Origin of the sequence: Streptomyces sp. P3, from assembly GCF_003032475.1 — a bacterium.
Taxonomy (GTDB): domain Bacteria; phylum Actinomycetota; class Actinomycetes; order Streptomycetales; family Streptomycetaceae; genus Streptomyces.
In genome coordinates this window covers 5,664,388-5,688,143 of record NZ_CP028369.1, presented here as the reverse complement: position 1 = coordinate 5,688,143, position 23,756 = coordinate 5,664,388, and the positions used below count along the sequence as shown (strand labels likewise).

Below are 23,756 nucleotides of genomic sequence, written 5' to 3'. Positions count from 1 at the left end.
GGCCGTGAAGTCGTACGCCGCCGTCGACCTCGGCGCGTCCAGCGGGCGCGTCATGGTCGGCCGCGTCGGCCCCGACACGCTGGAGCTGACCGAGGCGCACCGCTTCGCCAACCGCCCGGTCCGCCTCCCCGAGGGGCTGCGCTGGGACGTGCTGTCCCTGTACGCGGGAGTACTGGACGGGCTCCGCGCGGCGGGCGGGGTCGACTCCGTCGGCATCGACAGCTGGGCCGTGGACTACGGCCTGCTGGACGCCGACGGAACCCTGCTCGGCAACCCGGTGCACTATCGGGACGCACGCACCGAGGGCGTCGCCGAGAAGGTGTGGGCGAGCGTGCCGGCGGCCGAGCTGTACGCGGCGACCGGTCTGCAGTACGCGCCGTTCAACACCCTCTACCAACTGACGGCCGCCGCCTCCACGGCCCAGCTGGCGCAGGCGCGGCGGCTGCTGCTCATCCCCGACCTGCTGACGTACTGGCTGACAGGCGAGCAGGGCACGGAGCTGACGAACGCCTCGACGACGCAGCTGATCGACCCCCGCACCGGTGACTGGTCGTACGAAGTCGCCGCACGCCTGGGCATCGACCTGGAGCTTTTCCCGCCACTGCGGCGGCCCGGCGACCCGGCCGGGCTGCTGCGGCCGCAGGTGCTGCAGGAGACGGGCCTGACCGGCCCGGTCCCGGTGACCACCGTCGGCTCGCACGACACCGCCTCCGCCGTGGCGGCCGTCCCCGCGACGGGCGAGCGGTTCGCCTACATCTGCACCGGCACCTGGTCGCTGGCCGGCCTGGAGCTGACGGCGCCCGTACTCACCGAGGAGAGCCGCGCCGCCAACTTCACCAACGAGCTGGGGCTGGACGGCACGGTCCGCTATCTCCGCAACATCATGGGACTGTGGCTGCTCCAGGAGTGCATGCGCGCCTGGGACCAGCCCGACCTGGCGGACCTGCTGCGGGACGCGGCGGCCGCGCCCGCGCTGCGCTCGGTCGTGGACGCGGGGGACGCCGTCTTCCTGGCGCCCGGGCAGATGCCCGAGCGGATCGCCGAGGCCTGCCGCGCCTCCGGACAGCCGGTCCCTGGAACGCCCGGCGAGATCACCCGCTGCATCCTCGACTCCCTGGCGCTGGCGCACCGAAGGGCGGTGGAGGACGCCCAGCGGCTGGCCGGCCATGCCGTCGACGTCGTCCACATCGTCGGCGGCGGCACCCGCAACACGCTGCTGTGCCAGCTCACCGCCGACGCCTGCGGACTGCCCGTGGTGGTCGGCCCGACGGAGGCTGCCGCGCTCGGCAACGTGCTCGTCCAGGCCCGGGCGCACGGGCTGGTCGGCGACCGCGCCGAGATGCGCCGGCTGCTCGCCCGGACCCAGCCGCTGACGCGCTACGAGCCGCGCGGCGACACCGGTTCGTGGCGGGAGGCGCAGGCCCGTCTCACCACACGGTGAGACGGGGTCTCCCCTCGGAGCTCCGTGGCGGGCTACTCTTCATTCATCCGATGACCGATCCCCGAGGAGCCGCGATGCGCGTCGCCCTGTTCCTGACCTGTGTCAACGACACGCTCTATCCGGACACCGGCCGCGCCGTGGTGAAACTGCTGACCAGGTTGGGCGTCGAGGTCGATTTCCCGATGACTCAGACCTGCTGCGGCCAGGCCCACTACAACACCGGCTACCGCCATGAGGCCGAGCCGCTCGCCCGGCATTTCTCCGATGTCTTCGGCGAGTACGAGGCGATCGTGACGCCGTCGGGATCGTGCGGGGCGATGGTGCGGGAGCTGTATCCGCGGATGGGCGAGCGGGCCCGGGCGGAGGGGCGCGGGGACACGCTCGCCGCGACCCTCGCCCCGGTGGTCCCGAAGACGTACGAGCTCACCGAGTTCCTGGTGGACGCGCTCGGTGTGACGGACGTCGGCGCGTACTACCCGCACACGGTGACCTATCACCCGACCTGTCATGGTTTGCGCGGGCTGGGGCTCGGGGACCGGCCCCGGCAGCTGCTCCGGGCGGTCAAGGGGCTGGAGCTCGTGGAACTGCCGGGCGCCGACGAGTGCTGCGGCTTCGGCGGCACGTTCGCGCTGAAGAACTCCGACGTCTCGGCGGCGATGGGCGCCGACAAGGTGCGCAACGCCGAGTCGACGGGCGCGGAGGTGCTGTGCGCGGCCGACAACTCCTGTCTGATGCACATCGGCGGAACCATGACCCGGCTGCGGACCGGGATGCGACCGGTGCACATCGCGGAGATCCTGGCGAGCACGGAAACGGAGCCGGCGCTGTGAGCGGGACGTTCGTCGGGATGCCGGCGTTTCCGAAGGCCGCCCGGGAGGCGGTCGGCGACACGACCCTGCGCGCCAATCTGCGGCACGCCACGCACACCATCCGCGCCAAGCGCGCGACGGCGGTCGCCGAGGTGTCCGACTGGGCCGCGCTGCGCGAGGCCGGCAAGCAGATCAAGGACCACACGCTGCGGCATCTCGACCGCTATCTGGTGCAGTTGGAGGAGTCGGTCACCGCGGCCGGCGGCACGGTCCACTGGGCGGCCGACGCCGACGAGGCCAACCGGATCGTCACCCGGCTGGTCAAGGAGACCGGCGAGTCGGAGGTCGTCAAGGTCAAGTCCATGGCGACGCAGGAGATCGGGCTCAACGAGGCGCTGGAGGCCGAGGGCATCCGGGCCTACGAGACCGATCTGGCCGAACTGATCGTGCAGTTGGGCAACGACCGCCCCTCGCACATCCTGGTCCCGGCCATCCACCGCAACCGGGGCGAGATCCGGGACATCTTCGCCGCCCGGATGAGCGAGTGGGGGCGCCCCGCCCCGAAGGGCCTCACCGACACACCCGCCGAGCTGGCCGAGGCGGCCCGGCTGCATCTGCGGGAGAAGTTCCTGCGTGCCCGGGTCGGCGTCTCCGGCGCGAACTTCATGGTCGCCGAGACCGGCACCCTGGTGGTCGTGGAGTCGGAGGGCAACGGCCGGATGTGCCTCACCCTCCCCGAGACGCTGATCTCCGTCGTCGGCATCGAGAAGATCGTGCCGACCTGGCGTGACCTGGAGGTCTTCCTCCAGACGCTGCCCCGCTCCTCGACGGCCGAGCGCATGAACCCGTACACCTCGACGTGGACGGGCACCACGGACGGCGACGGTCCACGGACCTTCCATCTGGTGCTGCTGGACAACGGCCGCACCGACACCCTCGCCGACGAGGTGGGCCGGCAGGCCCTGCGCTGCATCCGCTGCTCGGCCTGTCTGAACGTGTGCCCGGTGTACGAGCGGGCCGGCGGCCACGCCTACGGCTCGGTCTACCCGGGTCCGATCGGCGCGATCCTCAGCCCGCAACTGCGGGGCACGGGCAGCGAGATCGACGCCTCACTGCCGTACGCCTCCTCGCTGTGCGGGGCCTGCTACGAGGTCTGCCCGGTCGCCATCGACATCCCGGAGGTGCTCGTGCACCTGCGCGAACGGGTCGTGCAGGGCGGGCCGGTGACCCTGGAGGGCAACCGGACGGTGCTCAAGCCGGCCAAGGGCCATGCCGCCGAGCGCGCGGCGATGCGGGCGGCCCGCTGGGCGTTCGCCCGCCCCGGCGCACTGCGTGCCGGTCAGCGACTGGCGTCGCGCACGCGTCGGCTGCACCCGCGCACCCTCCCCGGTCCGGGCCGGGCGTGGAGCGGCAGCCGGGATCTTCCGCCCGTGCCCGCGGAACCGTTCCGCGACTGGTGGCAGCGGACCAACGGCGGCGACGCCGGCGAGGGGAGGGCGAAGTGAGCAGCAGGGACCAGATCCTGGGCCGGGTCCGGCGCGCGCTGGCCGACGTGCCGCGCGACGAATCTCCGGACGGGCCGAATGGATCGAAGAGGCCGGAGGAGTCCTCCGGGCCCGGGCAGGTCGCCGGGTACGGGGAGGCCGTCGCCCGGGAGTACCTGCGCGAGCACGGCGAGCGCAGCGCCGCACAGACGGCGGAGCTGCTGGCGGAGAACCTGGCCGACTACCGGGCACTCGTGCACCGCTGCACGGAGGACGAACTCCCTTCCCTGATCGGCCGGTTGCTCGCCGGCCACGGGACGCGGTCGGTCCTCGCCCCGGCGGGCCTGGACCCCGCCTGGCTGTCCGCCACGGACGCCGAGCGGGTCGAGGACCGGGCCGGGAGCACCGCGCACGAACTGGACGGCGTGGACAGCGTGGTCACAGCGTGCGCGGTGGCGATCGCGGAGACCGGGACGATCGTTCTGGACGGCGGGCCCGATCAGGGCCGACGCCGCATCACCCTGGTCCCCGACCACCATGTGTGCGTGGTCCGGGTGGCCGGGCAGGTCGTGTCCTCCGTGCCGCAGGCCCTCGAACGGCTCGACCCGGCCCGCCCGTTGACATGGATCTCCGGTCCGTCGGCGACCAGTGACATCGAGCTGGACCGGGTGGAGGGGGTGCACGGCCCGCGCACGCTGGAGGTCGTCCTGGTCGGCTGAGGCGGGCCGGGCAGGCGGGCGGGCCGGCGTCGTTCAGAGGTCGCGGGGCTCCAGCGGGTCGACCGCGGGGCCCTGCACGACCGCGCCCCGAACGTCGAACCGCGAGCCGTGGCAGGGGCACTCCCAGGCCCCTTCGGCGCGGTTGAAGGCCACGAGGCAGCCCAGATGGGTGCAGCGCGCGGACAGGGCGTGGAGCTGTCCGTCCTCGTCCCGGTGGACGGCGCAGCGCTCGCCGCCGACGCGGACCACCGCGCCGTCGCCCGGCGCGAGGGTCTCGACCGACGGCCCGGCGAGCGAGGGCAGCCGGTCGCCGACGAAGTGCCGGGCCACGTCGGCCTGCTGTCTGAGGAAGGTGGCGCCCTCGCGGACCACGGAGGCGAGGCGGCGGGGGTCGTACAGGTCGTCCCAGGGGCTCGTCCCGCCGGTGATCTGCTCGGCCAGCAGCCGTCCGGCCATGACGCCGCCGCTCATCCCCCAGCCGCCGAAGCCGGTCGCCACGTAGGCGTGGCGGCTGCCGGGGTGCAGTGGTCCGACCAGCGGGACCGAGTCGGTGGAGTCGTTGTCCTGGGTGGCCCAGCGGTGGGTGAAGGTGAGGTCGCCGAAGCGGTCCGCCGCCCAGGCGCACAGGCGGGCGAAGCGTTCTTCGACGTCGCCGCCGGAGCCGGGGGTGAAGTGCTCGCCCGTCACGATGAGCAGCCGTCTGCCGTCGTCCATCGGCGCCGTGCGCACCGAGCGGGTGTTCTGCTCCTGGGTGATGTACATGCCGAGCGGGGCGCCGATGGCGTCGAGCGGCGCGGCCACCACCAGTTCGCGGCGCGGGGAGAGCCGGCTGAAGAGCAGCGCCCGGTCGAAGACCGGGTAGTGGGTGGCGACGACGACGGACCGGGCGCCCACCTCGGTCCCGGACGCCGGCGACCGGGTGGTGAGCGTGCAGGGGTCGCCCTCGGTGAGGCCGGTGACCCGGGTCTGCTCGTGGATCGCGCCGCCGAGCCGCCGGATGTCGTCGGCGAGGGCGAGGAGGTACTTGCGGGGGTGGAACTGCGCCTGCCCGGTGACCCGGACCGCGCCGGCGACGGGGAACGGCAGGTCCGTGTCGGTCACGTACGAGGCGGGGAGGCCGGCCTCCCGCGCGGCCTCCGCCTCCGCCTTCAGCGCGTCGGTGCGGGAGGCGTCCTCGGCGTAGGTGTAGGCCGCGGTCTCCTCCCAGTCGCAGTCGACGCCGAGCGCGTCCGCGGTCTCGGCGACGTGCCGGACTGCCTCCGCCTGCGAGCGGGCGTACAGGGCGGCCGCCTCCGGGCCCCGGGTGCGGCGCAGCCGGTCGTAGACGAGGGTGTGCAGGGCGCTGACCTTGGCCGTCGTGTGCCCGGTGACCCCGGCCGCGATCCGGTCGGCCTCCAGCACGGCGACGGAGCGTCCCCGACGGGCCAGCTCCCAGGCGGTGCTCAGTCCGGCGATGCCCGCGCCGATGACCGCGACGTCCACGGTGAGCGGCCCTTCGGGCGGGGGCAGCGGGTCACCGGGGGGCGCGGTGTCCAGCCAGTACGACCCCTGGAGGTGCGCATGGTCGAGGTGCGCATGATCGTCCATGTCGGCCGGGTTCCCAGGACCGGGCGGATCACACGGGCTCCGGCGCCTCGTGACGAGCGCGGCGCGGTCCTGCGTCGTGCGCGCCGCCCGGTACGCCCACGGCCGTGGGTCAGGACCAGGTCATCGGGCAGCCGTGCCGCAGGGCGTACCGGGCGGCGCGCAGGTACAATGCCACGTAGAACGCCGCCTCCGGGTCGTCGGCCCACGGACCCGGCCGCGCCGCGGCTGCCGCACTCGCCTCGCCCTCGAGGAACCAGTGCGTCATCTCCAGATTGCCGCCGGTCTCCGGTATCGCGTCCAGGGGCAGGCCGAGAGGCTGGGCCAGCCGCTCGGCGAGGGCGAGGACCTGCGGCGCTCCGGCGACGAGTGTCTCGTCGACGTAGGCGCTGCCGATCGGCAGCTCCACGGCCCGGTCGAGGGAGACCGGCACCAGGACGGTCCAGCCGAGGAGCGTCTCCTGCTCGGCCGGGGTGAGGTGCGCCCGGCACAGCGCGGCGAACCCGGCCATGGACGGGCTCGCCTTCTCCTCGAACCAGTGCCGCGCCCGCGTGGCGGATTCCGCCGGCAGGTACGGCGGCAGTCCGCGCCGCCGCAACTCCTCGTTCAGCGCCGAGGCCGTTTCGCCGTGGCCGCCCTCCTCCTGCCCGAACCAGTCCCGCGCGTCCACACTCACCAGGTACACACCCATGCCCCGCAACGTACCGCCCGCCACCGACAACGCCCTCGGCGGCGAGGTGGGCCGCGCCCCTGCCGCAAGGGCGAGGGTGGAGGGGCGCTGCGGGAGGGCGAGAGGGCGAGAGGGGAGGGCGGCCGAAGGCTGATGACAAAATGGGTGAACAAGCGCTTAGATAGTTGGCGGATCTCGCTCCCAGTCCACGCCGACCGCCGGAGGCCCCCGTTGTTCACGTCCGTCGACGATGTCCGCGCCCGGCTCGCCGAGAGCGGTTACCTGGCCTCCCCCGCCGTCGCCACGACCGTCTTCCTCGCCGACCGGCTCGGCAAGCCACTGCTGGTGGAGGGGCCGGCCGGGGTCGGCAAGACCGAACTGGCCAAGGCCGTGGCACAGGTGGCGGGCGCCCGGCTGGTACGGCTGCAGTGCTACGAGGGCGTCGACGAGTCCCGCGCGCTGTACGAGTGGAACCACGCCAAGCAGCTGCTGCGCATCACCGCCGGGCGGGACGAGACCTGGGACGAGGCCCGCACCGACATCTTCAGCGAGGAGTTCCTGCTCCCCCGCCCGCTGCTGACCGCCATCCGCGGCGACGAGCCGACCGTCCTGCTGATCGACGAGACCGACAAGGCCGACGTCGAGGTGGAGGGACTGCTTCTCGAGGTGCTCAGCGACTTCCAGGTCACCGTTCCCGAACTGGGCACGATCACCGCGACCCGCCGCCCCTTCGTGGTCCTCACCTCCAACGCCAGCCGCGAGCTGTCGGAGGCGCTGCGCCGCCGGTGCCTCTTCCTGCACATCGGGTTCCCGGAGGAGGAGCTGGAGCGGCGGATCGTCCGGCTGAAGGTGCCCGGCATCGACGCGGCGCTGGCCGAGTCCGTGGTCCGGGTGGTGGGCGCGCTGCGCGCGATGGACCTGCGCAAGGCGCCGTCCGTGGCGGAGACGATCGACTGGGCGCGCACCCTCCTCGCGCTCGGCGCCGACACCCTGGACGAGAACGTCGTCCGGGACAGTCTGGGCGTGATCCTCAAGCACCAGGACGATCTCCTCAAGGCCGGTGCGAAGCTCGACCTGGACGCCGTGTGAGCGCCCCGGTCGCCGACCGGCTGGCCGGCTTCGTCGCCGCGCTGCGCGCCCACGGCGTCCGCGTCGGCACGGGCGAGACCGTGGACGCCGCCGAGGCCGCCACGGCGCTCGGATTCGCCGACCGGGCGCTGCTGCGCGAAGGGCTGGCCGCGACACTGCTGCACTCGGCGGACCAGCGCCGGGTGTTCGACACGGTCTTCGACCTGTACTTCCCGCGCGGTGTGGGCGCGCCCGGGGGTGAGCCGGGCGACCGGGACGACCTGCGCGAGCGGCTGGCCGCCGCACTCGCCGAGGGCGACGAAGCGATGCTGGGCCGGCTGGCGATCGAGGCGGTCGACGGGCTGGGCGGGTACGGCAGTTCGCCGGGTGCGGACGGCTGGTCGTCGCACCAGACGCTCGAACGGCTGCGCCCGCAGACGCTGCTGGCACGGGTGCGGGACGACATGCGTGCGCGGGACGGCGGTTCCGGCTTCGCCGACCGGCTGCTGGAGGACGAGATCCGGCGGCGCATCGAGGCGTTCCGCGCTCTGGTGGCCGGGGAGGCGCGCCGCCGGGTGGCGGAGCGGCGCGGGCGGGACGAGATCGCCCGCCGGGCGGTGGCCCCGACCGCCGACCGGGTCGACTTCCTGTACGCGGGCCAGGACCGGCTGGCCGAACTACGGCGCACGGTACAGCCGTTGGCGCGCAAGCTGGCCACCCGGATGGCGGCGCGCCGCCGCCGGGCCGCCCGGGGTTCCATCGATCTGCGGCGCACGCTGCGCGCCTCGCTCTCCACGGGCGGCGTGCCGTTGCGGCCCGTGCTGCGCCGCAGGCGTCCGGTCCGCCCCGAACTGGTGCTGCTGTGCGACGTGTCGGGCTCGGTGTCCGGGTTCTCCGACTTCACGATGCTGCTGGTGCAGGCGCTGCACGACCAGTTCGGCAGGGTGCGGGTGTTCGCCTTCGTCAACCGGATCGACGAGGTGACCGGTCTGCTCGAACACGGCGCGGCCGATCCCGGAGGCCTCGGCGCCCGCATCCGGGACGAGGCGCGGCTGACGGGCTATCACGGCAGCAGCGACTACGGCATGGCCCTGGGCGAGTTCGCGGAGCGGTACGGCGCCGCGGTCGGTCCCCGTTCCACGGTCTTCGTGCTCGGCGACGCCCGGACGAACATGGCCGATCCGAACCTGGCCGCGCTGGGCCGGATCGCCGGGCAGGCCCGCCGTCTGTACTGGCTGAACCCGGAGCCCCGGTCCCTGTGGGGCACGGGCGACTCGGCCGCACCCGAGTACGCCGAGGTGGTCGCGATGCACGAATGCCGCAACGCCCTCCAACTCGGCGCGCTCATCGGCCGGCTGCTTCCCGTCTAGACCGGGCGGGGTGGACCGGGTCGGACCGGGCGGCGCTCAGGCCTCCTTGGCCTTCGCGTAATCCGTCGCCATCGCTCCGGCGAAGTCGTACACGACGCACTGTTCGTCGCCCACGACCCAGGCGTCGTGGCCGGGCGGGACCACGAACACGTCGCCGGGGCCGAGTTCGCTCTCGCCGCCCTCGTCCATGGCGATGTGCATGCGCCCGGAGACCACATAGCCGTTGTGGTGGATCATGCAGGTGTCCGTGCCCACGACCCCCGCCAGCGACTCGGTCCAGCGCCAGCCCGGTTCGAAGGTCGCCTTGGCGAAGTCGAGCCCGGTCATGTGGACGGCCTCGATGTGGCCGCGGGGGAAATCGCGACGCTCGTCCGGCTTGTCGAGCGTCTTCACTTCCATCATGACGCTCCTCCCTTCCGGCCGCGCTTGAGCACGGCCTGGAGCGGTCTCCCCGGCGGAACTGGACGCCACCGGTGGGAGCCGCGCCCCTACAACTCCATGGTCCGCCTGTCCACAGGGGGCCGCCATACGGGACGGCCGCCTCAGACGCAGGCCGCTTCGCCGAAGAGCTCGGCGAAGCGGCCGGCGTCGACGTTGCCGCCGGAGACGATCACGCCGACGCGCCGGGGGAGGTCGCCGAGCCGTCCGGCGAGGAGCGCGGCGATCGGTGTGGCGCCGCTGGGCTCCACGACGATCTTCAGGCGTTCGAAGGCGAACCGCATGGCGGCACGGATCTCGTCGTCCGTGACCAGCGCGATCGAGTCGACGAGCCGCCGGTTCACCGAGAAGGTCAGCTCCCCCGGCGTGTGCACGGCCTGCCCGTCGGCGATGGTGCGCGGCACCGGGATCTCGACCCGGCGGCCCGCCTCGAGGGACTGCTTGGTGTCGTCGCCGGCCTCGGGCTCGACGCCGACCACTCGGATGCCGGGCCGCAGCCCCTTGACCGCGGTCGCGCTGCCTGCGATCAGCCCGCCGCCCCCGACCGGCACCAGCAGGGCGTCCAACTCACCTGCCTCCTCCAGGAGTTCGAGGGCGGCGGTACCCTGGCCCGCCATCACGTGCGGGTGCTCGTAGGGCGGGATCAACGCCAGGCCCCGGTCGGCGGCCAGCGCCTCGGCGATCGCGACGCGGTCGCCGGTGTAACGGTCGTAGGTGACGATCTCGGCCCCGTAGCCCTCTGCCGCCGCCCGCTTGGAGCGCGGCGCGTCCTCCGGCATGACGATCACCGCGGTCGTGCCCAGTTCCCGGGCGGCCAGGGCGACGGCCTGGGCGTGGTTGCCGGAGGAGTACGCGACGATGCCCCGGGCGAGCTGTTCGGGGGTGAGCCGGGAGGCCGCGTTGTAGGCGCCGCGGAACTTGAAGGCGCCGACGCGCTGGAAGTTCTCGCACTTCAGCAGGACCTCGGCGCCCACGATCCGGTCGAGGGTCCGGGAGCGCAGCACGGGGGTGCGGTGCGCGACGCCCTTGAGCCGGGCGGCCGCGTCGCGGACGTCGTCGAGGGTGATCGGCAGGGGCGTGGTCGTCACGAACGTGCTCCTTCAGAGGTGTCGTCGGCGTCGTCCGCCCCGGTCGCCGGGGTGGCTCTGGCCTGCGAGAGGTAGGTGTAGGCGGAGGCGCGCGAGATGCCGAGGCGGGCGGCGGTCTGTTCGATCGCGCGACGCACGGCGAACACACCGCGCTCGTCCAGGCTGCGGAAGAGGGCCAGCCGCCGCGGCCGGTCGAGGCCGGCCCAGGTCTGGTCCTGACGCAGCAGATGGGCGTCGAGGAGGGCGTCCACGACGGAGTCGATGTCGTCGCCGAACGTGGTCGCCGGCGGGTCGGACGGCCCGGTCGCCGTCCCCGCGAGAGCGGCCAGCACCGTGCGCGCCCGGTCCACCTCGGTGACGTCCACGTTGACGCAGAGGGCTCCGAAGACCGCGTCCGTGGAGTCGCGCAGCACCATCGTGGACGACTTCACCAGCTTTCCGGCGCCGGTGCGGGTGACGTAGTTCAGCTCGTCGTCGGCGGCGTCCCCGCGGGCGAGGACCCGCATGCCGATCTCGCTCATCGCGCCGCCGACCGTCCGTCCGGTCACCGCTCCGGCGACGGCGACGACGGACCTCTCCGGCCGCCGGTAGTCGTGCAGCACCACCTCGCACACCGGGCCGAAGGTGGCCGCGATGCCGTCGACGACGGGGACGAGGGCGCGCAGGATCACGTCCCGCTCCCGTTCCTGCTCCTGTGCCCGCTGCGTCTGCGGGCCCTGAGGTTCCATGTCTCGATTAGACCACGAGTCCAGACCTTGGACCATAAGTCCAGGACAGCTGAACCCGTCGAGAGCGGACGGCCCCCTTCAGGACAACCGTTCATCAAGGGGGTGGTGCCGCCAACCGGCTTCTCCCTAGGATGTGTTGCCCGCCGCGTCAGGCCGTGGCACAGCGGGGATCCCGGGGGAAGAGATGCAGCCAGGCAGGCAGTTGTCCACGAAGATCGACGAGACGATCCCGACTGCCGCACGCATGTACGACCACTACCTGGGCGGCAAGGACAACTACGCGGCCGACCGCGCCGCCTGCGAGGAACTCGACAAGGTCGTCCCGAGCACGCGCGTCCTCGCGCTGAACAACCGGCGTTTCCTGCAGCGCGTCGTGCGGACCCTGGCGCAGGAGCACGGGATCCGGCAGTTCCTCGACCACGGCTCCGGCCTGCCCACGCAGGACAACGTGCACCAGGTAGCCCAGCGCGTCGACCCGCGTACGCATGTCGTCTACGTCGACAACGACCCCATGGTCCTCGTGCACGGGCGGGCCCTGCTGGAGCAGGACGAGCGGACCACCGTCATCCACGCCGACCTGCGCGACACGCAGGCCGTCCTCGACCACGAGGACACCCGGCGGCTGATCGACTTCTCACAGCCGGTCGCCGTGCTGTACAACTCGGTCTTCCACTGCATCCCCGACAGCGAGAGCGACGGGCCGCAGGCGGTGGTGCGCGGGGTCCGCGAACGCCTCGCGCCCGGCAGCTGCCTGGTGATGTGCCAGCTGGTCAGCGAGGACGCCGAGGTAAGGGCCTTCGTCACCGACTTCATGGACAAGGCCACCCAGGGCCACTGGGGCCGGGTGCGCCAGGAGAAGGACGTGGCCGCACTGTTCGAAGGCATGGAGATCCTCCACCCCGGACTGGTCGAGGTCTCGGCCTGGCGACCGGACACCGACGTGGCGCCCCGCCAGCTCACCCAGGAGTGGATCGAGTTCGGCGGAGTCGGCCGACTGGGCTGACACGCCGGGGACGCGACGGCCGCCGGGCGGACCGCCGCGGGTCAGGGGTAGCGCTCCCGTGCGGTCGCCTCCAGCAGTGCGACGGAGTCACGCGGGTTCAGCGCCTCGTCGGCCAGCCGGTCCAGGGCGACCCGGTACTCCTCCGTCTCGTCCCGGTCCTCGAGGAAGGTGGCGCTCCTGATCTGCTCCAGATAGACGACATCGGGCAGATCGACGCCGGCGAAGCGCAGATAGGTGACGGGTATGGCGGGCGCCGAGGCGTGGGTGACGTCGAGCGGCACCACCTGGACGGTGACATGGGGCAGAGCGGCCAGCTCCACCAGGTGGGCGAGCTGCTCCCGCATCACCTCGCGGCTGCCCAGCACCCGCAGCAGCACCGACTCGTCGAGGATCGCCCACACCTGCGGGGCGTCCGGCCGCCGCAGCAGTTCGGTGCGGCGGGTCCGCAGCTCGACCCGGCGTTCCACCTCCCGGGACGTCGCCGACGGCAGCCCCCGCTCCACGACGGCGCGTGCGTAGGCGGGCGTCTGGAACAGACCCGGCACGTACTGGATCTCGAAGGTGCGGATCGCCGTGGCGGCCTCCTGCAGCCCCACCAACCGGTCGAACCACTCGGGCATCAACCGCTTGTCGTAGCGCTGCCACCACCCCGGCTCCCCCGCCTGCCGCAGCAGCCTCAACAGCATGGAGGCCTCGTGGTCGTCGGCCTCGTACAACGACAGTAGTGCGCGGACGTCCGTCTCGGCGGGCGGCCTGCGCCCCTTGCCGGCCTCGATGCGCGACAGCTTCGCCGGGCTGAACCCGAGGGAGCGGGCGGCCTGTTCCTGGGAGAGGCCGGCGTCCTCCCGGATGCCCGACAGCTGTACACCGACCAGCATTTTCAGCAAGGTCGGGGCGGGTTCGGCCCGGTTCAGATACGGTTCGAGGCGTGAGACGCGAGGCGACTCGGCAGACATCCTGACTCCCCGTGGACCGGCAGACGACAGACCGAAAGTATCGCATCCGAAGCCCTTTGGCCGCACGCTGCAGGGGAATTGGGCCGCTTCGGCGTTCCTCGGACACCCCGGCCGACTCCGCACGCCCCGTCTGCGGCCGCCGCGTCCCGCCCGGATCCGCCCGGGCCCGTCACGCCCCGGCCCCGCGTCCGGCCTCCACGCGGCCCTCACGTCAGATGGTCGAACTCCCCGCCCTTGGCCCCGGCGACGAACGCGGCCACCTCCGCCGGCGTGTACACCAGCGCGGGCCCGTCGGGATCACGGGAGTTGCGCAGCGCGACTCCTCCCCCGTCGAGGGCCGCGACCTCGACACAGTTGCCCTCGGCGTTGCTGTGGCTGCTCTTGACCCAGCGCACGCCCAGCGAGCTCGCCCGCACTCCGTTCGGCACCGACGGCATCGCACTCTCCTCACTTGTGCGCGCAATTTCCCGTGAAATTGCACGAGGACATCGTCAGCGTGGATAATAGCCCTGTCGTCAACCGCTCTTCCGGCGCCCCGTTCTGACGTCACCTCAGGGAGATGCACCGTGTCATCACCTGCGCAGTCCCGAAGTCATGAGTCCGTCTCCGTCCGCGACTCGCCCAGAACCGCCGCCCTGCACCTCGCGGGCAGCGAGGAGGGATTCGCCCGGGCACGCGACTTCACCCACCGCACCCTGGACTGCTGGTCCCTCGGCCACTGCGGCGACGACGCGATCACCGTCGTCACCGAACTGGCCGCCAACGCGGTCCTGCACGCGCTCCCCCACAGCGGGACGGACCGGTTCCCCGTACTGCTCAGGCTCACCCTTCGGCGCTCGCACCTGGTGTGCGCCGTCACCGATCCGAGCGACCGCCCGCCCGTCTGCCCGCGGTTCACGGACGACCTCCTCGAACACGGACGCGGACTGCACATCGTCGAAGCCCTCTCGGAGCACTGGGGATGGACCCGCCGCTTCCCCCTGGGCAAGACCGTCTGGGCCATGCTGCCGACGCGCCCCTCTTCCTGATCCCCGACGCCCGACCCCTGACTTCTGACATGACTGCCACGAAGAGAACGACCCCGCTCGCAGGCCTGGGACACGTGCCGTGGCCCGACATCAAGGACTCCACCGGTTCCGCCGCGGCCATCCCCTCCCTGCTCACCACGATGGCCCGGGGCGACGCCGACAGCGCCGGCCCGGCACTCGGCCAACTGCGGCGACGCATCTGCCAGTTCGGATTCGTCGTCGACCAGGCGACGGCGGCCACGGTGCCCTTCCTCTGGGAACTCGTCCGACTCCCCCAGGTCACCTGCCGCGCGGAGATACTGCGCCTGCTCAAGAGCATCGCCGACGCCCACCAGTGGGAGACCACCGCCGCCGCGTATCCCAAGCTGCACCACCACCCCGACGACTACGTGGGGTGGGAACGCGAGGCCCGCCATGCCGTCCACGCCCAGCGCGACGTCCTGCGTCAACTGCTGCGGGAGCCGGCCCCCGACGCCGACATGGCGCGGGCCACCACCGAGCTCGCCGCCGTCCTCGGCGACTGAGCCGCCCACAGTCGCCAGGGCGCCGCGGCGGGCGGTCCCCTTTCCCCGCTGCGCGCCCGCGCACCCGACCGCTAGGTTGGGCCGCATGAGCAACCTTGACCGATCGCCCGTGCCGAGCGTGTGCGGCGGCCGCGGCTTCGTCGTCGCCGAGCCCGTCCGTGAGCTGCTGAGCCCCCGCCACGTGAAGCTCGGCGGATCGACGGAGGTACGACGGCTGCTGCCGAACCTGGGCCGGCGCATGATCGGCGCCTGGGCCTTCGTCGACCACTACGGCCCGGACGACATCGCCGACGAGCCCGGCATGCAGGTCCCGCCGCACCCGCACATGGGTCTGCAGACCGTCAGCTGGCTGCACGAGGGCGAGGTGCTGCACCGCGACTCCACCGGCAGCCTCCAGACGGTCCGGCCCCGCGAACTCGGACTGATGACCTCGGGGCGCGCCATCAGCCACTCCGAGGAGAGCCCGCGCTCACACGCCCGGTTTCTGCACGGCGCCCAGCTGTGGGTGGCGCTGCCCGACGCGCACCGGCACACCGACCCGCACTTCGAGCACCACCCCGACCTGCCCGTCGCCGCTGCCCCCGGCCTCCGCGCCACCGTGCTCCTCGGCGACCTGGACGGGGCCGTCTCGCCCGGCACGGCGTACACACCCATCGTGGGCGCCGACCTCACGCTGGCCCACGGCGCGGACGTGCGGCTGCCGCTCCAGCCCGACTTCGAGTACGGCGTGCTGTCGATGTCCGGCGAGGTCCACGTGGACGGCGTCCCGCTGCTCCCCGGTTCGCTGCTCTACCTCGGCTGCGGCCGCACCGAACTGCCGCTGCGCGCGGAGTCCGACGCCGGTCTGATGCTCCTCGGCGGCGAACCGTTCGAGGAGGAGCTGGTCATGTGGTGGAACTTCGTCGGCCGCAGCCACGCCGAGATCGAGCAGGCACGCGAGGACTGGATGAAGGGCACCCGTTTCGGTGAGGTGACGGGCTACGACGGCGCTCCGCTGCCCGCGCCGGAGCTGCCGCCCGGGCCGCTGAAACCACGTGGCAGGGTGCGCTGATCCGACCCGACGCCGGGTCTTGACGCACAAGACCCGGCCGCACCTCCGTCTTGCCGGCAGTCACGGCGATCGGCGGCGGGTACTCCCTCACGCGAACCCACTCATTGATCACCATCAACGCGCCTAGCCGTACGGATTGAGCGCCCAAAAGCGGACGGTGTCGCTGCGACGGTCAAACCACAGTTTGGTGGAGTAGCCGCTGCCGTCACGGTCGAGCTCGTGCGACCGGATCCACCGGGGGTTTTCCGGCCCCTCGCCCTCGATCGTCTCGAACCACGAGGAGGCCTGCACGCAGTAGGCCGGCGCGGGCGTGAACTCTCTGCTCGGCCCGGTGAGTTCCACGCATCCGATGAGGGGGATGAGTCGCGAGTGCGGTCTGGAGACGGGGCAGGTCCAGGGCATCGTGCCGCAACCAGTGATGGTCGCCAGCGGCGTCGGGCACGTACTTCACAGTGACAACGATCCTCAAGCGTCCAGACCTCCGCGCTTGACCAGCTGGCTTGCGATGACGTTGCGCTGGATCTCGTTGGTGCCCTCGCCGACGATCATCAGCGGGGCGTCCCGGAAGTAGCGCTCGACGTCGAACTCGGTGGAGTAGCCGTAACCGCCGTGGATGCGGACGGCGTTGAGCGCGATCTGCATGGCCGTCTCGGAGGCGAGGAGTTTGGCCATTCCGGCCTCCATGTCCACGCGGCGGCCCGCGTCTGCCTCGCGGGCGGCGTACAGGGTGAGCTGGCGGGCGGCGGTGAGTGACGTCGCCATGTCGGCGAGGTAGTTGCCGATGGCCTGGTGCTTCCAGATCGGCTTGCCGAACGACTCCCGCTCCTGCGCGTATGCGAGCGCGTCCTCGAAGGCCGCCCGGCCGACGCCGAGCGCGCGGGCGGCGACCTGGAGGCGGCCGGTCTCCAACCCCTTCATCATCTGCGCGAAGCCCTTGCCCTCCGCACCACCGAGGACTGCATTCGCGGGCGCTCGATAGTCCTCGAAGGCCAACTCGCAGCTCTCCACGCCCTTGTAGCCGAGCTTGGGCAGGTCACGGGAGACGGTCAGGCCCGGCCCGTGCTCGACGAGGAGGATCGAGATACCCTGGTGTGCGGGCGTGGCGTCGGGGTCGGTCTTGCACAGCAGGGCGATCAGGCCGGAGCGGCGGGAATTGGTGATCCACGTCTTCGCGCCGTTCACCAGATAGCCGTCGGCGTCCTTGCGGGCGACGGTGCGCATCGCCTGGAGGTCGGAGCCGCCGCCGGGCTCGGTGAGGGCCATGGTGGCGCGGATCCGGCCGGTGGCCATCCTCGGCAGGTAGTGGCGCTTCTGTTCCTCCGTGCCGAACCGCAGCAGCAGTTTGACGACGACCGTGTGGCCTCCCATCGCGCCGGCCAGGCTCATCCAGCCGCGGGCGAGTTCCTCGGTGATCAGGACGTAGCAAGGGGTGGAGACCGGGGTGCCGCCGTACTCCTCGGGGACTGCGAGGCCGAAGATGCCGAGCGTCTTCATCTGCTCGATCAGGGCTTCGGGGTAGGTGTTGGTGTGTTCCAGTTCCTGGACGACGGGCTTCACCTCCTTGTCGACGAAGTCGCGCACCGTGCGGACGATGAACTGCTCGTCCTCGGCGAGGATGTCGAGGGTGCTCATGCGGGAACTCCTTGTGTTCCGGATGTGTCCGGATGCGGTTCAGATGACGCTGTCGGCCCTGAGGCGGTCGATGTCGGTGCTGCCGTATCCCAGTTCGGCCAGGATGGTCCCGGTGTGCTCCCCGGCTGCGGGCACCGGCCCCATGCGCGGGGCGGTTCCCGCCAGGTCGACCGGCGGCAGCAGCGTGGGCACCACGGCTTCCCCGGGGATCCGTACGTCGCGCCATCGGCCTCGTTCGCTGAGCACCGGGTGGGCCAGGAACTCCTCGACGTCGTTCACGCCCGAGTTGGCGATGCCGGCCTCGTCCAGCAGTTTGGTCACGTCTTCGCTGTTCAGCTCGCCGAACCGCTCGGCCACGATCGCGTTCAGCTCCGTGCGGTGGCCGACGCGGGCCGAGCCGGTGGCGAACCGCGGGTCCGTGGCAAGCCCCGGCTGGCCCAGGAACCGCTCGCACAGGGCCGCCCATTCGCGCTCGTTCTGGATGGAGAACAGCACGTCCTTGCCGTCCGCGCAGGTGTAGGCACCGTAGGGGGCGATGGTGGCGTGCTGGGTGCCGACGCGCGGGGGCTGGGTGCCACCGAAGCGGGTGTAGTAGGCGGGCTGGCTCAGCCACTCGGCCAGGGCCTCGAACAGCGACACCTCCACGGCCCGTACGGCGCCCGTGGTCGCCCGGGTGAAAAGGGCGGTGAGGATGCCGGAGTAGGCGTACATGCCTGCGGCGATGTCTGCGATCGATATCCCGACGCGAGCCGCCCCGTGCTCGTTGCCGGTCAGCGAGACCAGGCCGGTCTGGCACTGGATCAGGAGGTCGTACGCCTTGCGGTCGGCCCAGGGGCCGCTGGTTCCGTAGCCGGAGACGGAGCAGGGGATCAGGGAGGGGAAGCGCTCGGCGAGGGCTTCGGCGCCCAGGCCCGTCCTCGCGGCCGCGCCCGGCGCCAGGTTCTGCACGAACACGTCGGCTCCGGCGAGCAGCTGGTCCAGGATCCTGCGGCCCGCGTCCGACTTCAGGTCGAGCGTGACGGATTCCTTCGACCGGTTGAGCCACACGAAGTAGCTGGACTCGCCGTGCACCGTGGTGTCGTACCGGCGGGCGAAGTCGCCCCCGCCGTGCCGCTCCACCTTGATGACCCGGGCGCCGAGATCGGCCAGCTGGCGGGTGGCGAAGGGAGCGGCCACCGCCTGCTCGATGCTGACGACGGTGATGCCGGCCAGCGGCGGTTTCTCGGGGTGCTCGGTCATGAGGCGGCCTCCAGAAGAGGGCGAGAAGGGTGCGGATCCCGGGTCCCCTCCGGGAGTACCATCATCAATGCTCATGACGCGGTAGAGGAAATAGCAAGATGTAATGCCCCCATGCGCGGCGCGAATGGCTCACGCGCCCTGGGAGGTGCGGTGCGTCCGCGGAAGGAAGGCCTCTTGGACATCAAGCAGCTCAAGGCGATCGTCACGGTCGCCGAGGTGGGCAGCGTCACGCGCGCCGCGGAGCTGCTGCACCTCGTGCAGCCCGCGGTCACCCGGCAGATCCGCACCCTTGAGCAGGAACTCGGCATCGACCTCTTCGAGCGGACCGGGCAGGGCATGCGGCCCACCGACGCCGGAGCGATCATGGTCGACCGCGCCCGGCGCGCCCTGAACGAACTGGAGCGGGCGCGCGCCGAGGTGCGGCCGAGCCCGGGTGCGGTGACGGGCATCGTCACCGTCGGGCTGCTGGAGAGCACGAGCGATCTGCTGGCCGAGCCGCTGGTGACCGCTGTCGCCCGCGACCACCCCGGCGTCGAGCTTCGCCTGATGACCGCCTACTCCGGCCATCTGCAGCAGTGGCTCGACGCCGGCGACCTCGACCTGACCCTGCTCTACAACCTCGACAGCACCCCCTCCCTCAACGCCCACCCACTGGTGCGGGAGCACCTGTGTGCCGTCGCTCCGGCCTCCGCCGGCCTCCGCCCCGACCACCCCGTGCCGTTCACGGAAGCGGCCCGGCACCCTCTCGTCATGCCCGCCTCGGGCCACGCCCTGCGCCGCCTGATCGACGCGGCGGCGGTGCGCGCCGGAGCCGCCATGGACGTCGTCGTCCAGACCAACTCCATGCGCGTACAGAAACAGCTCGTCCAGGCAGGGCACGGATGGACTGTCCTACCCGGCGTGGGCATCGCCGAGGACGTGGCGCGGGGCGCGCTGAGCGCCGCCCCGCTGAGCGAACCCGACGTGTGGCGCTCGATCGTCCTCGGCACACCGAGGCACGGGCGCACGCCGCCTGCCGTGGAGGTCGTCGCGCGCGAGCTGGTCCGACAGGTCAACTCAGCCGTTCGGCAGGGCAGATGGCCTTCCGCCCAGGTCCACGGGTCCGACACCGAGAACACGTGACTCACGCGCCGGCTCAGCTCGTTTTCCCGGGCGCCCGGCATGCGTACTTCGAGGACTGCCGCTCCGAGGCCGGCGCCCTCGTCTCGGCGTTCCTCACCCAAGGGCCGTAGCGGCGCGCAGTCGCACGGCCACAGCCGCTCGCTATGCGAGCGGCTCATACAGGCATCACGGCTTTCTATTGTTCAGACATACCCATCAGGTCCCACGATGAGCGGCATGAACGAGACACCCGCTCCCGCACCACCCTCCTGGCAGGAGGACGTCTTCGCCACGCTGAAGAAGCGCGGCATTCAGCAGATCGCCTACGTCCCCGACGCCGGCCACTCCCACACCATCGTCGAGGCGCAACGCGACCCCGCGATCCACGACGTGGTGCTGACCACCGAGGAGGAGGGCGTCGGTGTGGTCGCCGGTGCCTGGCTGGGTGGTCAGCGCGCGGCTCTGCTGATGCAGAGCAGCGGGGTCGGCAACTGCGTCAACATGTTCTCCCTGCTCGAGATGTGCCGGTTCCCCTTCCTGACGCTGGTGACGATGCGGGGCGAGTACGCCGAGTTCAACCCCTGGCAGAGCCCCATGGGCCGCACCACCCGGCAGGCCCTGGAACTCATGGGCATCACCGTGCTCCGGGCCGATGAGCCCGAGGACGTCGAGGAGACCGTCGAGGCCGCCCTGGACTCGGTGTTCGAGGCCGGCGAGCGCGTCGCCGTGCTTCTCGGACAGAAGCTGATCGGCCGCAAGAAGTGGGAGCGCAACTGATGACCGCCGTCGACACCCCGGCCCGCCTCGACCGCCGCCGTTTCGTCGCCGACCTGGTCTCCCGGCTCCCGGAGGACGCGCTCGTCGTCACCGGCCTCGGCTCTCCCAGCTACGACGTGTTCGCCGCCGGCGACCGCCCTGGCAACTTCTACCTCTGGGGCGCGATGGGCGCCGCCGCACCCCTCGCCCTGGGCCTCGCCCTCGCCCAGCCGGACCATCCGGTCGTCGCGATCACCGGCGACGGCGAACACCTCATGGGCATCGGCACCTTGGCCACCGTCGGAGCCCAACTCCCGCCCAACCTCACGATCGTCGTCCTCGACAACGCCCACTTCGGCGAGACCGGTATGCAGCCCAGCCACACCGGTCTGGGCACCGATCTCATCGCGGTCGCCCAGGGTTTCGGCATCCGCGACGCCGAACGGATCACCGACCTCGCCCAGGTCGAAGGCCTCGCCACGCGCATCACGGCGCGCACAGCGACCACGTACGCCCAGGTACTCATCGACACCACCGAGCCCCCGCGCGCCCTGCCGTCCCGCGACGGCGTCGCCAACAAGAACACCTTCCGCGCCTCCCTCGGCCTCGGCACCTTCTAGCGGGCGGGATTTCCGAATGCAGCGCTACGAGATGTTCATCGACGGGGAGAGCCGCAAGGCAACCGGCGGTGAGTGGTTCCCCACCGACATCCCCTACCTGGGCGCGCCCTGGGCCGAGATCGCCCAGGGCACTGAGCAGGACGTGGACGACGCGGTGCGAGCCGCCCACCGCGCCCTGCACACCGGGCCCCTGGGCCGAGCTGACCGCCAGTGCGCGGGGCGCTCTGCTGCGGTGGCTCGGCGACACCATCGCCGCGAACGCCCGCCGGCTCGCCGAGACCGAAGCGGCGGCCACGAGACCGTCTTCTTCTGGTACGTCACCGCGTGCATCGGCCTGACCTTCCTGGCCACGCTCGTCGTACGCGAATCGTCCCGCACATCCCTGCTGGAAAACCCGACGCCCGCCCCACAGGCCACCGCCACGCAGGCCACCACCCCGCTGACCTGACTCCGTCTACGAGGAACAAGCCCATGCCCACCTCCCTCGCCTCCCACGTGGAGTCATGGCGTCCCGAACCGGTCACCGACGAGGACGCCCTGCCGCCCGCTCCGGCGGCGGCGCTGTCGGCACTGCTGGACCTCCCTGCCCCCGCGGCCGAGTCCGGCGACCGGCTGCCGCCGCTGTGGCAGTGGCTCTACTTCTTGCACTGGGCACCCCAGCAGGCCCTCGGCCCCGACGGCCACCTGCGCGACGCCCGCTTCCTGCCGCCCATCCCCGACCGCAGGCGCATGTTCGCCGGCGGACGCTGCGAGATCACCGAACCCCTGCGCCTCAATCAACCGGCCGAACGCACCGTCAGCCTGGCCGCCATCACCCCCAAGCAGGGCCGCAGCGGCGAGCTGCTGTTCGTCACCGAACGCCAGGAGTTCCGGCAGGACGGCCGCCTGTGTCTGGTGGAAGAGCAGGACATCGTCTACCGATCGGGCGACGGCGCCACTCCAAGCCACCCGGCCGCACTCGACGCATCCACCGAACCGGAGCCCGAGGGACCGTGGCAGCTGCGCCTGCACCCGACCGAGACCCTGCTCTTCCGGTTCAGCGCGCTCACCGCGAACGCCCACCGCATCCACTACGACAGCCCGTACTGCCGCGATACGGAGGGCTACCCCGGCCTCGTCGTCCACGGCCCGCTGCTGGCCCTGCTCATGCTGGAACTGGTCCGCGGGAACGCCCCGGAGCGGCAGGTGCGCTCGCTGTCCTACCGGCTGCACCGCCCGGCGTTCGTGGGCGAGCACCTCCTCGCCCACGGCACACCCACCGACGACCACGCCCAGCTGCACATCGCCACCCACCGCGAGGCACGGCACGCCACCGCCGAGGTGACCTTCGCATGACCTCTAGCCACCCGGACACCGACCGCATCGCCGCCGCACGAACCCTGCTCTTCGTCCCCGGCCACCGGCCCGACCGCTTCGACAAGGCCGCCGCCTCGGGCAGCGACTTCGTCATCATCGACCTCGAAGACGCCGTCGCCGCCGACGACAAGGACCGCGCCCGCGACAACGCCGACAACTGGCTCGGCCTCGGCAACACAGCCGTCGTACGCGTCAATCCGCCCGGCACCCCGTGGTTCGAGGCGGACCTGGCACCAGCAGCCGACCACGGCTGCCCGATCATCATCCCCAAGGCCGAGGACCCGTACGTCCTCGCGGAGATCTCAGCCCGCACAGCCGGACGCTGTCCGCTGATCCCGCTGGTCGAGACCGCCCTCGGCATCGAACGGGCCCACGACGTGTGCGCCGTGGGCGGCGTCGTGCGCGCCGCCTTCGGCAACGTCGACCTGGCCGCCGAGCTCGGCGTCGCCCACGACGACCACCTCGCCCTCACCCACGCCCGCTCCCGACTGGTCCTCGCCTCTGCCGCGGCAGGCGCCCACCCGCCCCTCGACGGCGTCACCACCGCCGTACGGGATCCCGACGCGCTCGACGCCGACGTCGCGCACGCCCGGCGCCTGGGGTTCACCGGTAAGTTCTGCGTCCATCCGGCGCAGGTCCGGCCCGCCGCCGACGGGTTCGCTCCCACCGCCGGCGAACTGCGCTGGGCGCGCGGCGTTCTCAACGCCGGTGACCCGGTCACGACGGTCGACGGGCAGATGGTCGACCGGCCGGTGCTCGAACGCGCACGGGGTGTCCTGGCCCGGGCCGGTGAGTCACGGGGACGTGCCTAGTCAGTCTCCTGCCGGTCCGTCGCCGCGTGCCGCAGGAACTCCTCCACCAGCGGCTCGTGCGTGCCGTCCCGGGAGACGAGGGACAGTTCCACGATTTCCGCGGAGCCAGTGTCGGGCTCACTGTCTCCCTCACCGGCGAGGGAGAACCACGGCCTCTTCCCGCCGGGACGGACCTCACGGCCTACCGGATCGTGCAGGAGGCACTCGCGGATCGTGCAGGAGGCACTCACCGACGTCACCAAGCACGCCACGACCGGCACGGCCGAGGTACGGCTCACC

Annotated in this window: 27 protein-coding genes; 16 read left to right on the top strand and 11 right to left on the bottom strand. The window is 72.0% G+C overall.

Annotated features, from left to right (window positions below):
- Positions 1 to 52 precede the first annotated feature (52 nt).
- The 4 genes from C6376_RS25225 (at position 53) to C6376_RS25210 (ending at position 4,453) form a co-directional block, all read left to right on the top strand.
- Positions 53 to 1,441 (top strand): rhamnulokinase family protein, encoded by a 1,389-nt coding sequence (locus tag C6376_RS25225; protein ID WP_173985911.1) that lies wholly within the window; start codon positions 53 to 55, stop codon positions 1,439 to 1,441.
- 74 nt (positions 1,442 to 1,515) lie between these two features.
- Positions 1,516 to 2,271 (top strand): (Fe-S)-binding protein, encoded by a 756-nt coding sequence (locus C6376_RS25220; protein ID WP_107445526.1) that lies wholly within the window; start codon positions 1,516 to 1,518, stop codon positions 2,269 to 2,271.
- Positions 2,268 to 3,755, top strand: coding sequence for a LutB/LldF family L-lactate oxidation iron-sulfur protein (locus tag C6376_RS25215; RefSeq protein ID WP_107445525.1), 1,488 nt, complete (start codon positions 2,268 to 2,270; stop codon positions 3,753 to 3,755). The genes C6376_RS25220 and C6376_RS25215 overlap by 4 nt, the downstream gene beginning before the upstream one ends.
- On the top strand, positions 3,752 to 4,453 hold the full coding sequence (locus C6376_RS25210) for a lactate utilization protein C (protein WP_107445524.1): 702 nt from the start codon (positions 3,752 to 3,754) through the stop codon (positions 4,451 to 4,453). Before C6376_RS25215 ends, C6376_RS25210 begins: the two co-directional genes overlap by 4 nt.
- Positions 4,454 to 4,486: 33 nt before the next feature.
- Here the strand turns inward: C6376_RS25210 and C6376_RS25205 are convergent, their stop codons facing one another.
- The gene (locus tag C6376_RS25205; RefSeq protein WP_107445523.1) at positions 4,487 to 6,040 is read right to left on the bottom strand and encodes an FAD-dependent oxidoreductase; all 1,554 of its coding nucleotides are present in this window, start codon (positions 6,038 to 6,040) and stop codon (positions 4,487 to 4,489) included.
- Between the two features lie 109 nt (positions 6,041 to 6,149).
- A complete protein-coding gene (locus C6376_RS25200) occupies positions 6,150 to 6,728 on the bottom strand; it encodes a hypothetical protein (RefSeq protein ID WP_107445522.1) in 579 nt (192 codons plus the stop codon).
- A gap of 210 nt (positions 6,729 to 6,938) precedes the next feature.
- Here C6376_RS25200 and C6376_RS25195 point away from each other — a divergent pair, with 210 nt between their 5' ends.
- Both C6376_RS25195 and C6376_RS25190 read left to right on the top strand, forming a co-directional pair.
- A complete protein-coding gene (locus tag C6376_RS25195) occupies positions 6,939 to 7,796 on the top strand; it encodes a MoxR family ATPase (RefSeq protein WP_107445521.1) in 858 nt (285 codons plus the stop codon).
- Positions 7,793 to 9,145 (top strand): VWA domain-containing protein, encoded by a 1,353-nt coding sequence (locus C6376_RS25190; protein WP_107445520.1) that lies wholly within the window; start codon positions 7,793 to 7,795, stop codon positions 9,143 to 9,145. Before C6376_RS25195 ends, C6376_RS25190 begins: the two co-directional genes overlap by 4 nt.
- A 36-nt stretch (positions 9,146 to 9,181) precedes the next feature.
- On the opposite strand, the gene C6376_RS25185 is transcribed toward C6376_RS25190, so the two are convergent.
- From C6376_RS25185 to C6376_RS25175, 3 genes are all read right to left on the bottom strand, one after another.
- On the bottom strand, positions 9,182 to 9,547 hold the full coding sequence (locus C6376_RS25185; protein WP_107445519.1) for a cupin domain-containing protein: 366 nt from the start codon (positions 9,545 to 9,547) through the stop codon (positions 9,182 to 9,184).
- A gap of 140 nt (positions 9,548 to 9,687) precedes the next feature.
- Positions 9,688 to 10,671: a threo-3-hydroxy-L-aspartate ammonia-lyase gene (locus C6376_RS25180; RefSeq protein WP_107445518.1), complete on the bottom strand. Its 984-nt coding sequence runs from the start codon at positions 10,669 to 10,671 to the stop codon at positions 9,688 to 9,690.
- On the bottom strand, positions 10,668 to 11,399 hold the full coding sequence (locus C6376_RS25175; RefSeq protein ID WP_107445517.1) for a transcriptional regulator: 732 nt from the start codon (positions 11,397 to 11,399) through the stop codon (positions 10,668 to 10,670). The genes C6376_RS25180 and C6376_RS25175 overlap by 4 nt, the downstream gene beginning before the upstream one ends.
- Positions 11,400 to 11,583: 184 nt before the next feature.
- On the opposite strand from C6376_RS25175, the gene C6376_RS25170 reads away from it, so the two are divergent.
- A complete protein-coding gene (locus tag C6376_RS25170; protein WP_107445516.1) occupies positions 11,584 to 12,402 on the top strand; it encodes an SAM-dependent methyltransferase in 819 nt (272 codons plus the stop codon).
- A 41-nt stretch (positions 12,403 to 12,443) separates the two neighbouring features.
- Here the strand turns inward: C6376_RS25170 and C6376_RS25165 are convergent, their stop codons facing one another.
- Positions 12,444 to 13,358, bottom strand: coding sequence for a helix-turn-helix transcriptional regulator (locus C6376_RS25165; protein WP_107445515.1), 915 nt, complete (start codon positions 13,356 to 13,358; stop codon positions 12,444 to 12,446).
- A gap of 206 nt (positions 13,359 to 13,564) precedes the next feature.
- Complete coding sequence (locus C6376_RS25160) at positions 13,565 to 13,795, bottom strand: DUF397 domain-containing protein (RefSeq protein ID WP_107445514.1); 231 nt, start codon at positions 13,793 to 13,795, stop codon at positions 13,565 to 13,567.
- A gap of 129 nt (positions 13,796 to 13,924) precedes the next feature.
- Between C6376_RS25160 and C6376_RS25155 the strand changes: the two genes are divergently transcribed.
- The 3 genes from C6376_RS25155 (at position 13,925) to C6376_RS25145 (ending at position 15,961) form a co-directional block, all read left to right on the top strand.
- Entirely contained in the window at positions 13,925 to 14,386 is a 462-nt protein-coding gene (locus tag C6376_RS25155) for an ATP-binding protein (RefSeq protein WP_107445513.1), read from the top strand.
- A 29-nt stretch (positions 14,387 to 14,415) separates the two neighbouring features.
- Positions 14,416 to 14,910: a hypothetical protein gene (locus C6376_RS25150; protein WP_254076036.1), complete on the top strand. Its 495-nt coding sequence runs from the start codon at positions 14,416 to 14,418 to the stop codon at positions 14,908 to 14,910.
- Between the two features lie 85 nt (positions 14,911 to 14,995).
- A complete protein-coding gene (locus C6376_RS25145; protein WP_107445511.1) occupies positions 14,996 to 15,961 on the top strand; it encodes a pirin family protein in 966 nt (321 codons plus the stop codon).
- 123 nt (positions 15,962 to 16,084) lie between these two features.
- Here C6376_RS25145 and C6376_RS25140 read toward each other — a convergent pair whose 3' ends face one another.
- From C6376_RS25140 to C6376_RS25130, 3 genes are all read right to left on the bottom strand, one after another.
- A complete protein-coding gene (locus C6376_RS25140) occupies positions 16,085 to 16,303 on the bottom strand; it encodes a hypothetical protein (protein WP_107445510.1) in 219 nt (72 codons plus the stop codon).
- A 123-nt stretch (positions 16,304 to 16,426) separates the two neighbouring features.
- Positions 16,427 to 17,593 (bottom strand): acyl-CoA dehydrogenase family protein, encoded by a 1,167-nt coding sequence (locus C6376_RS25135; protein ID WP_107445509.1) that lies wholly within the window; start codon positions 17,591 to 17,593, stop codon positions 16,427 to 16,429.
- Between the two features lie 39 nt (positions 17,594 to 17,632).
- The gene (locus C6376_RS25130; RefSeq protein ID WP_107445508.1) at positions 17,633 to 18,832 is read right to left on the bottom strand and encodes a CaiB/BaiF CoA-transferase family protein; all 1,200 of its coding nucleotides are present in this window, start codon (positions 18,830 to 18,832) and stop codon (positions 17,633 to 17,635) included.
- A gap of 174 nt (positions 18,833 to 19,006) precedes the next feature.
- On the opposite strand from C6376_RS25130, the gene C6376_RS25125 reads away from it, so the two are divergent.
- From C6376_RS25125 to C6376_RS25100, 6 genes are all read left to right on the top strand, one after another.
- Positions 19,007 to 19,954, top strand: coding sequence for a LysR family transcriptional regulator (locus tag C6376_RS25125; protein WP_107445507.1), 948 nt, complete (start codon positions 19,007 to 19,009; stop codon positions 19,952 to 19,954).
- Between the two features lie 216 nt (positions 19,955 to 20,170).
- Positions 20,171 to 20,710, top strand: a complete 540-nt coding sequence (locus tag C6376_RS25120) for a thiamine pyrophosphate-binding protein (RefSeq protein ID WP_107445506.1) — start codon at positions 20,171 to 20,173, stop codon at positions 20,708 to 20,710.
- Positions 20,710 to 21,309, top strand: a complete 600-nt coding sequence (locus C6376_RS25115; RefSeq protein WP_107445505.1) for a thiamine pyrophosphate-dependent enzyme — start codon at positions 20,710 to 20,712, stop codon at positions 21,307 to 21,309. The genes C6376_RS25120 and C6376_RS25115 overlap by 1 nt, the downstream gene beginning before the upstream one ends.
- 16 nt (positions 21,310 to 21,325) lie before the next feature.
- Positions 21,326 to 21,757 (top strand): hypothetical protein, encoded by a 432-nt coding sequence (locus C6376_RS44750; RefSeq protein ID WP_107445504.1) that lies wholly within the window; start codon positions 21,326 to 21,328, stop codon positions 21,755 to 21,757.
- A 23-nt stretch (positions 21,758 to 21,780) separates the two neighbouring features.
- Positions 21,781 to 22,644: a hypothetical protein gene (locus C6376_RS25105; protein WP_107445503.1), complete on the top strand. Its 864-nt coding sequence runs from the start codon at positions 21,781 to 21,783 to the stop codon at positions 22,642 to 22,644.
- Positions 22,641 to 23,477, top strand: a complete 837-nt coding sequence (locus tag C6376_RS25100) for a CoA ester lyase (protein ID WP_107445502.1) — start codon at positions 22,641 to 22,643, stop codon at positions 23,475 to 23,477. Before C6376_RS25105 ends, C6376_RS25100 begins: the two co-directional genes overlap by 4 nt.
- Here the strand turns inward: C6376_RS25100 and C6376_RS46460 are convergent.
- Entirely contained in the window at positions 23,474 to 23,755 is a 282-nt protein-coding gene (locus tag C6376_RS46460) for a hypothetical protein (RefSeq protein ID WP_159083254.1), read from the bottom strand. The genes C6376_RS25100 and C6376_RS46460 overlap by 4 nt on opposite strands.
- Position 23,756: the final 1 nt, after the last annotated feature.

What these genes read in the sequence shown, in the direction of transcription:
- C6376_RS25105 (WP_107445503.1), top strand. Translation starts at nt 21,781, where the DNA reads ATGCCCACCTCCCTCGCCTCCCACGTGGAGTCATGGCGTCCCGAACCG.
- C6376_RS44750 (WP_107445504.1), top strand. Translation starts at nt 21,326, where the DNA reads ATGCAGCGCTACGAGATGTTCATCGACGGGGAGAGCCGCAAGGCAACC.
- C6376_RS25175 (WP_107445517.1), bottom strand. Translation starts at nt 11,399, where the DNA reads ATGGAACCTCAGGGCCCGCAGACGCAGCGGGCACAGGAGCAGGAACGG.
- C6376_RS25135 (WP_107445509.1), bottom strand. Translation starts at nt 17,593, where the DNA reads ATGAGCACCCTCGACATCCTCGCCGAGGACGAGCAGTTCATCGTCCGC.
- C6376_RS25160 (WP_107445514.1), bottom strand. Translation starts at nt 13,795, where the DNA reads ATGCCGTCGGTGCCGAACGGAGTGCGGGCGAGCTCGCTGGGCGTGCGC.
- C6376_RS25220 (WP_107445526.1), top strand. Translation starts at nt 1,516, where the DNA reads ATGCGCGTCGCCCTGTTCCTGACCTGTGTCAACGACACGCTCTATCCG.
- C6376_RS25200 (WP_107445522.1), bottom strand. Translation starts at nt 6,728, where the DNA reads ATGGGTGTGTACCTGGTGAGTGTGGACGCGCGGGACTGGTTCGGGCAG.
- C6376_RS25150 (WP_254076036.1), top strand. Translation starts at nt 14,416, where the DNA reads ATGACTGCCACGAAGAGAACGACCCCGCTCGCAGGCCTGGGACACGTG.
- C6376_RS25130 (WP_107445508.1), bottom strand. Translation starts at nt 18,832, where the DNA reads ATGACCGAGCACCCCGAGAAACCGCCGCTGGCCGGCATCACCGTCGTC.
- C6376_RS25100 (WP_107445502.1), top strand. Translation starts at nt 22,641, where the DNA reads ATGACCTCTAGCCACCCGGACACCGACCGCATCGCCGCCGCACGAACC.
- C6376_RS25170 (WP_107445516.1), top strand. Translation starts at nt 11,584, where the DNA reads ATGCAGCCAGGCAGGCAGTTGTCCACGAAGATCGACGAGACGATCCCG.
- C6376_RS25165 (WP_107445515.1), bottom strand. Translation starts at nt 13,358, where the DNA reads ATGTCTGCCGAGTCGCCTCGCGTCTCACGCCTCGAACCGTATCTGAAC.
- C6376_RS25115 (WP_107445505.1), top strand. Translation starts at nt 20,710, where the DNA reads ATGACCGCCGTCGACACCCCGGCCCGCCTCGACCGCCGCCGTTTCGTC.
- C6376_RS25205 (WP_107445523.1), bottom strand. Translation starts at nt 6,040, where the DNA reads ATGGACGATCATGCGCACCTCGACCATGCGCACCTCCAGGGGTCGTAC.
- C6376_RS25120 (WP_107445506.1), top strand. Translation starts at nt 20,171, where the DNA reads ATGAACGAGACACCCGCTCCCGCACCACCCTCCTGGCAGGAGGACGTC.
- C6376_RS25225 (WP_173985911.1), top strand. Translation starts at nt 53, where the DNA reads ATGGTCGGCCGCGTCGGCCCCGACACGCTGGAGCTGACCGAGGCGCAC.
- C6376_RS25185 (WP_107445519.1), bottom strand. Translation starts at nt 9,547, where the DNA reads ATGATGGAAGTGAAGACGCTCGACAAGCCGGACGAGCGTCGCGATTTC.
- C6376_RS25145 (WP_107445511.1), top strand. Translation starts at nt 14,996, where the DNA reads ATGAGCAACCTTGACCGATCGCCCGTGCCGAGCGTGTGCGGCGGCCGC.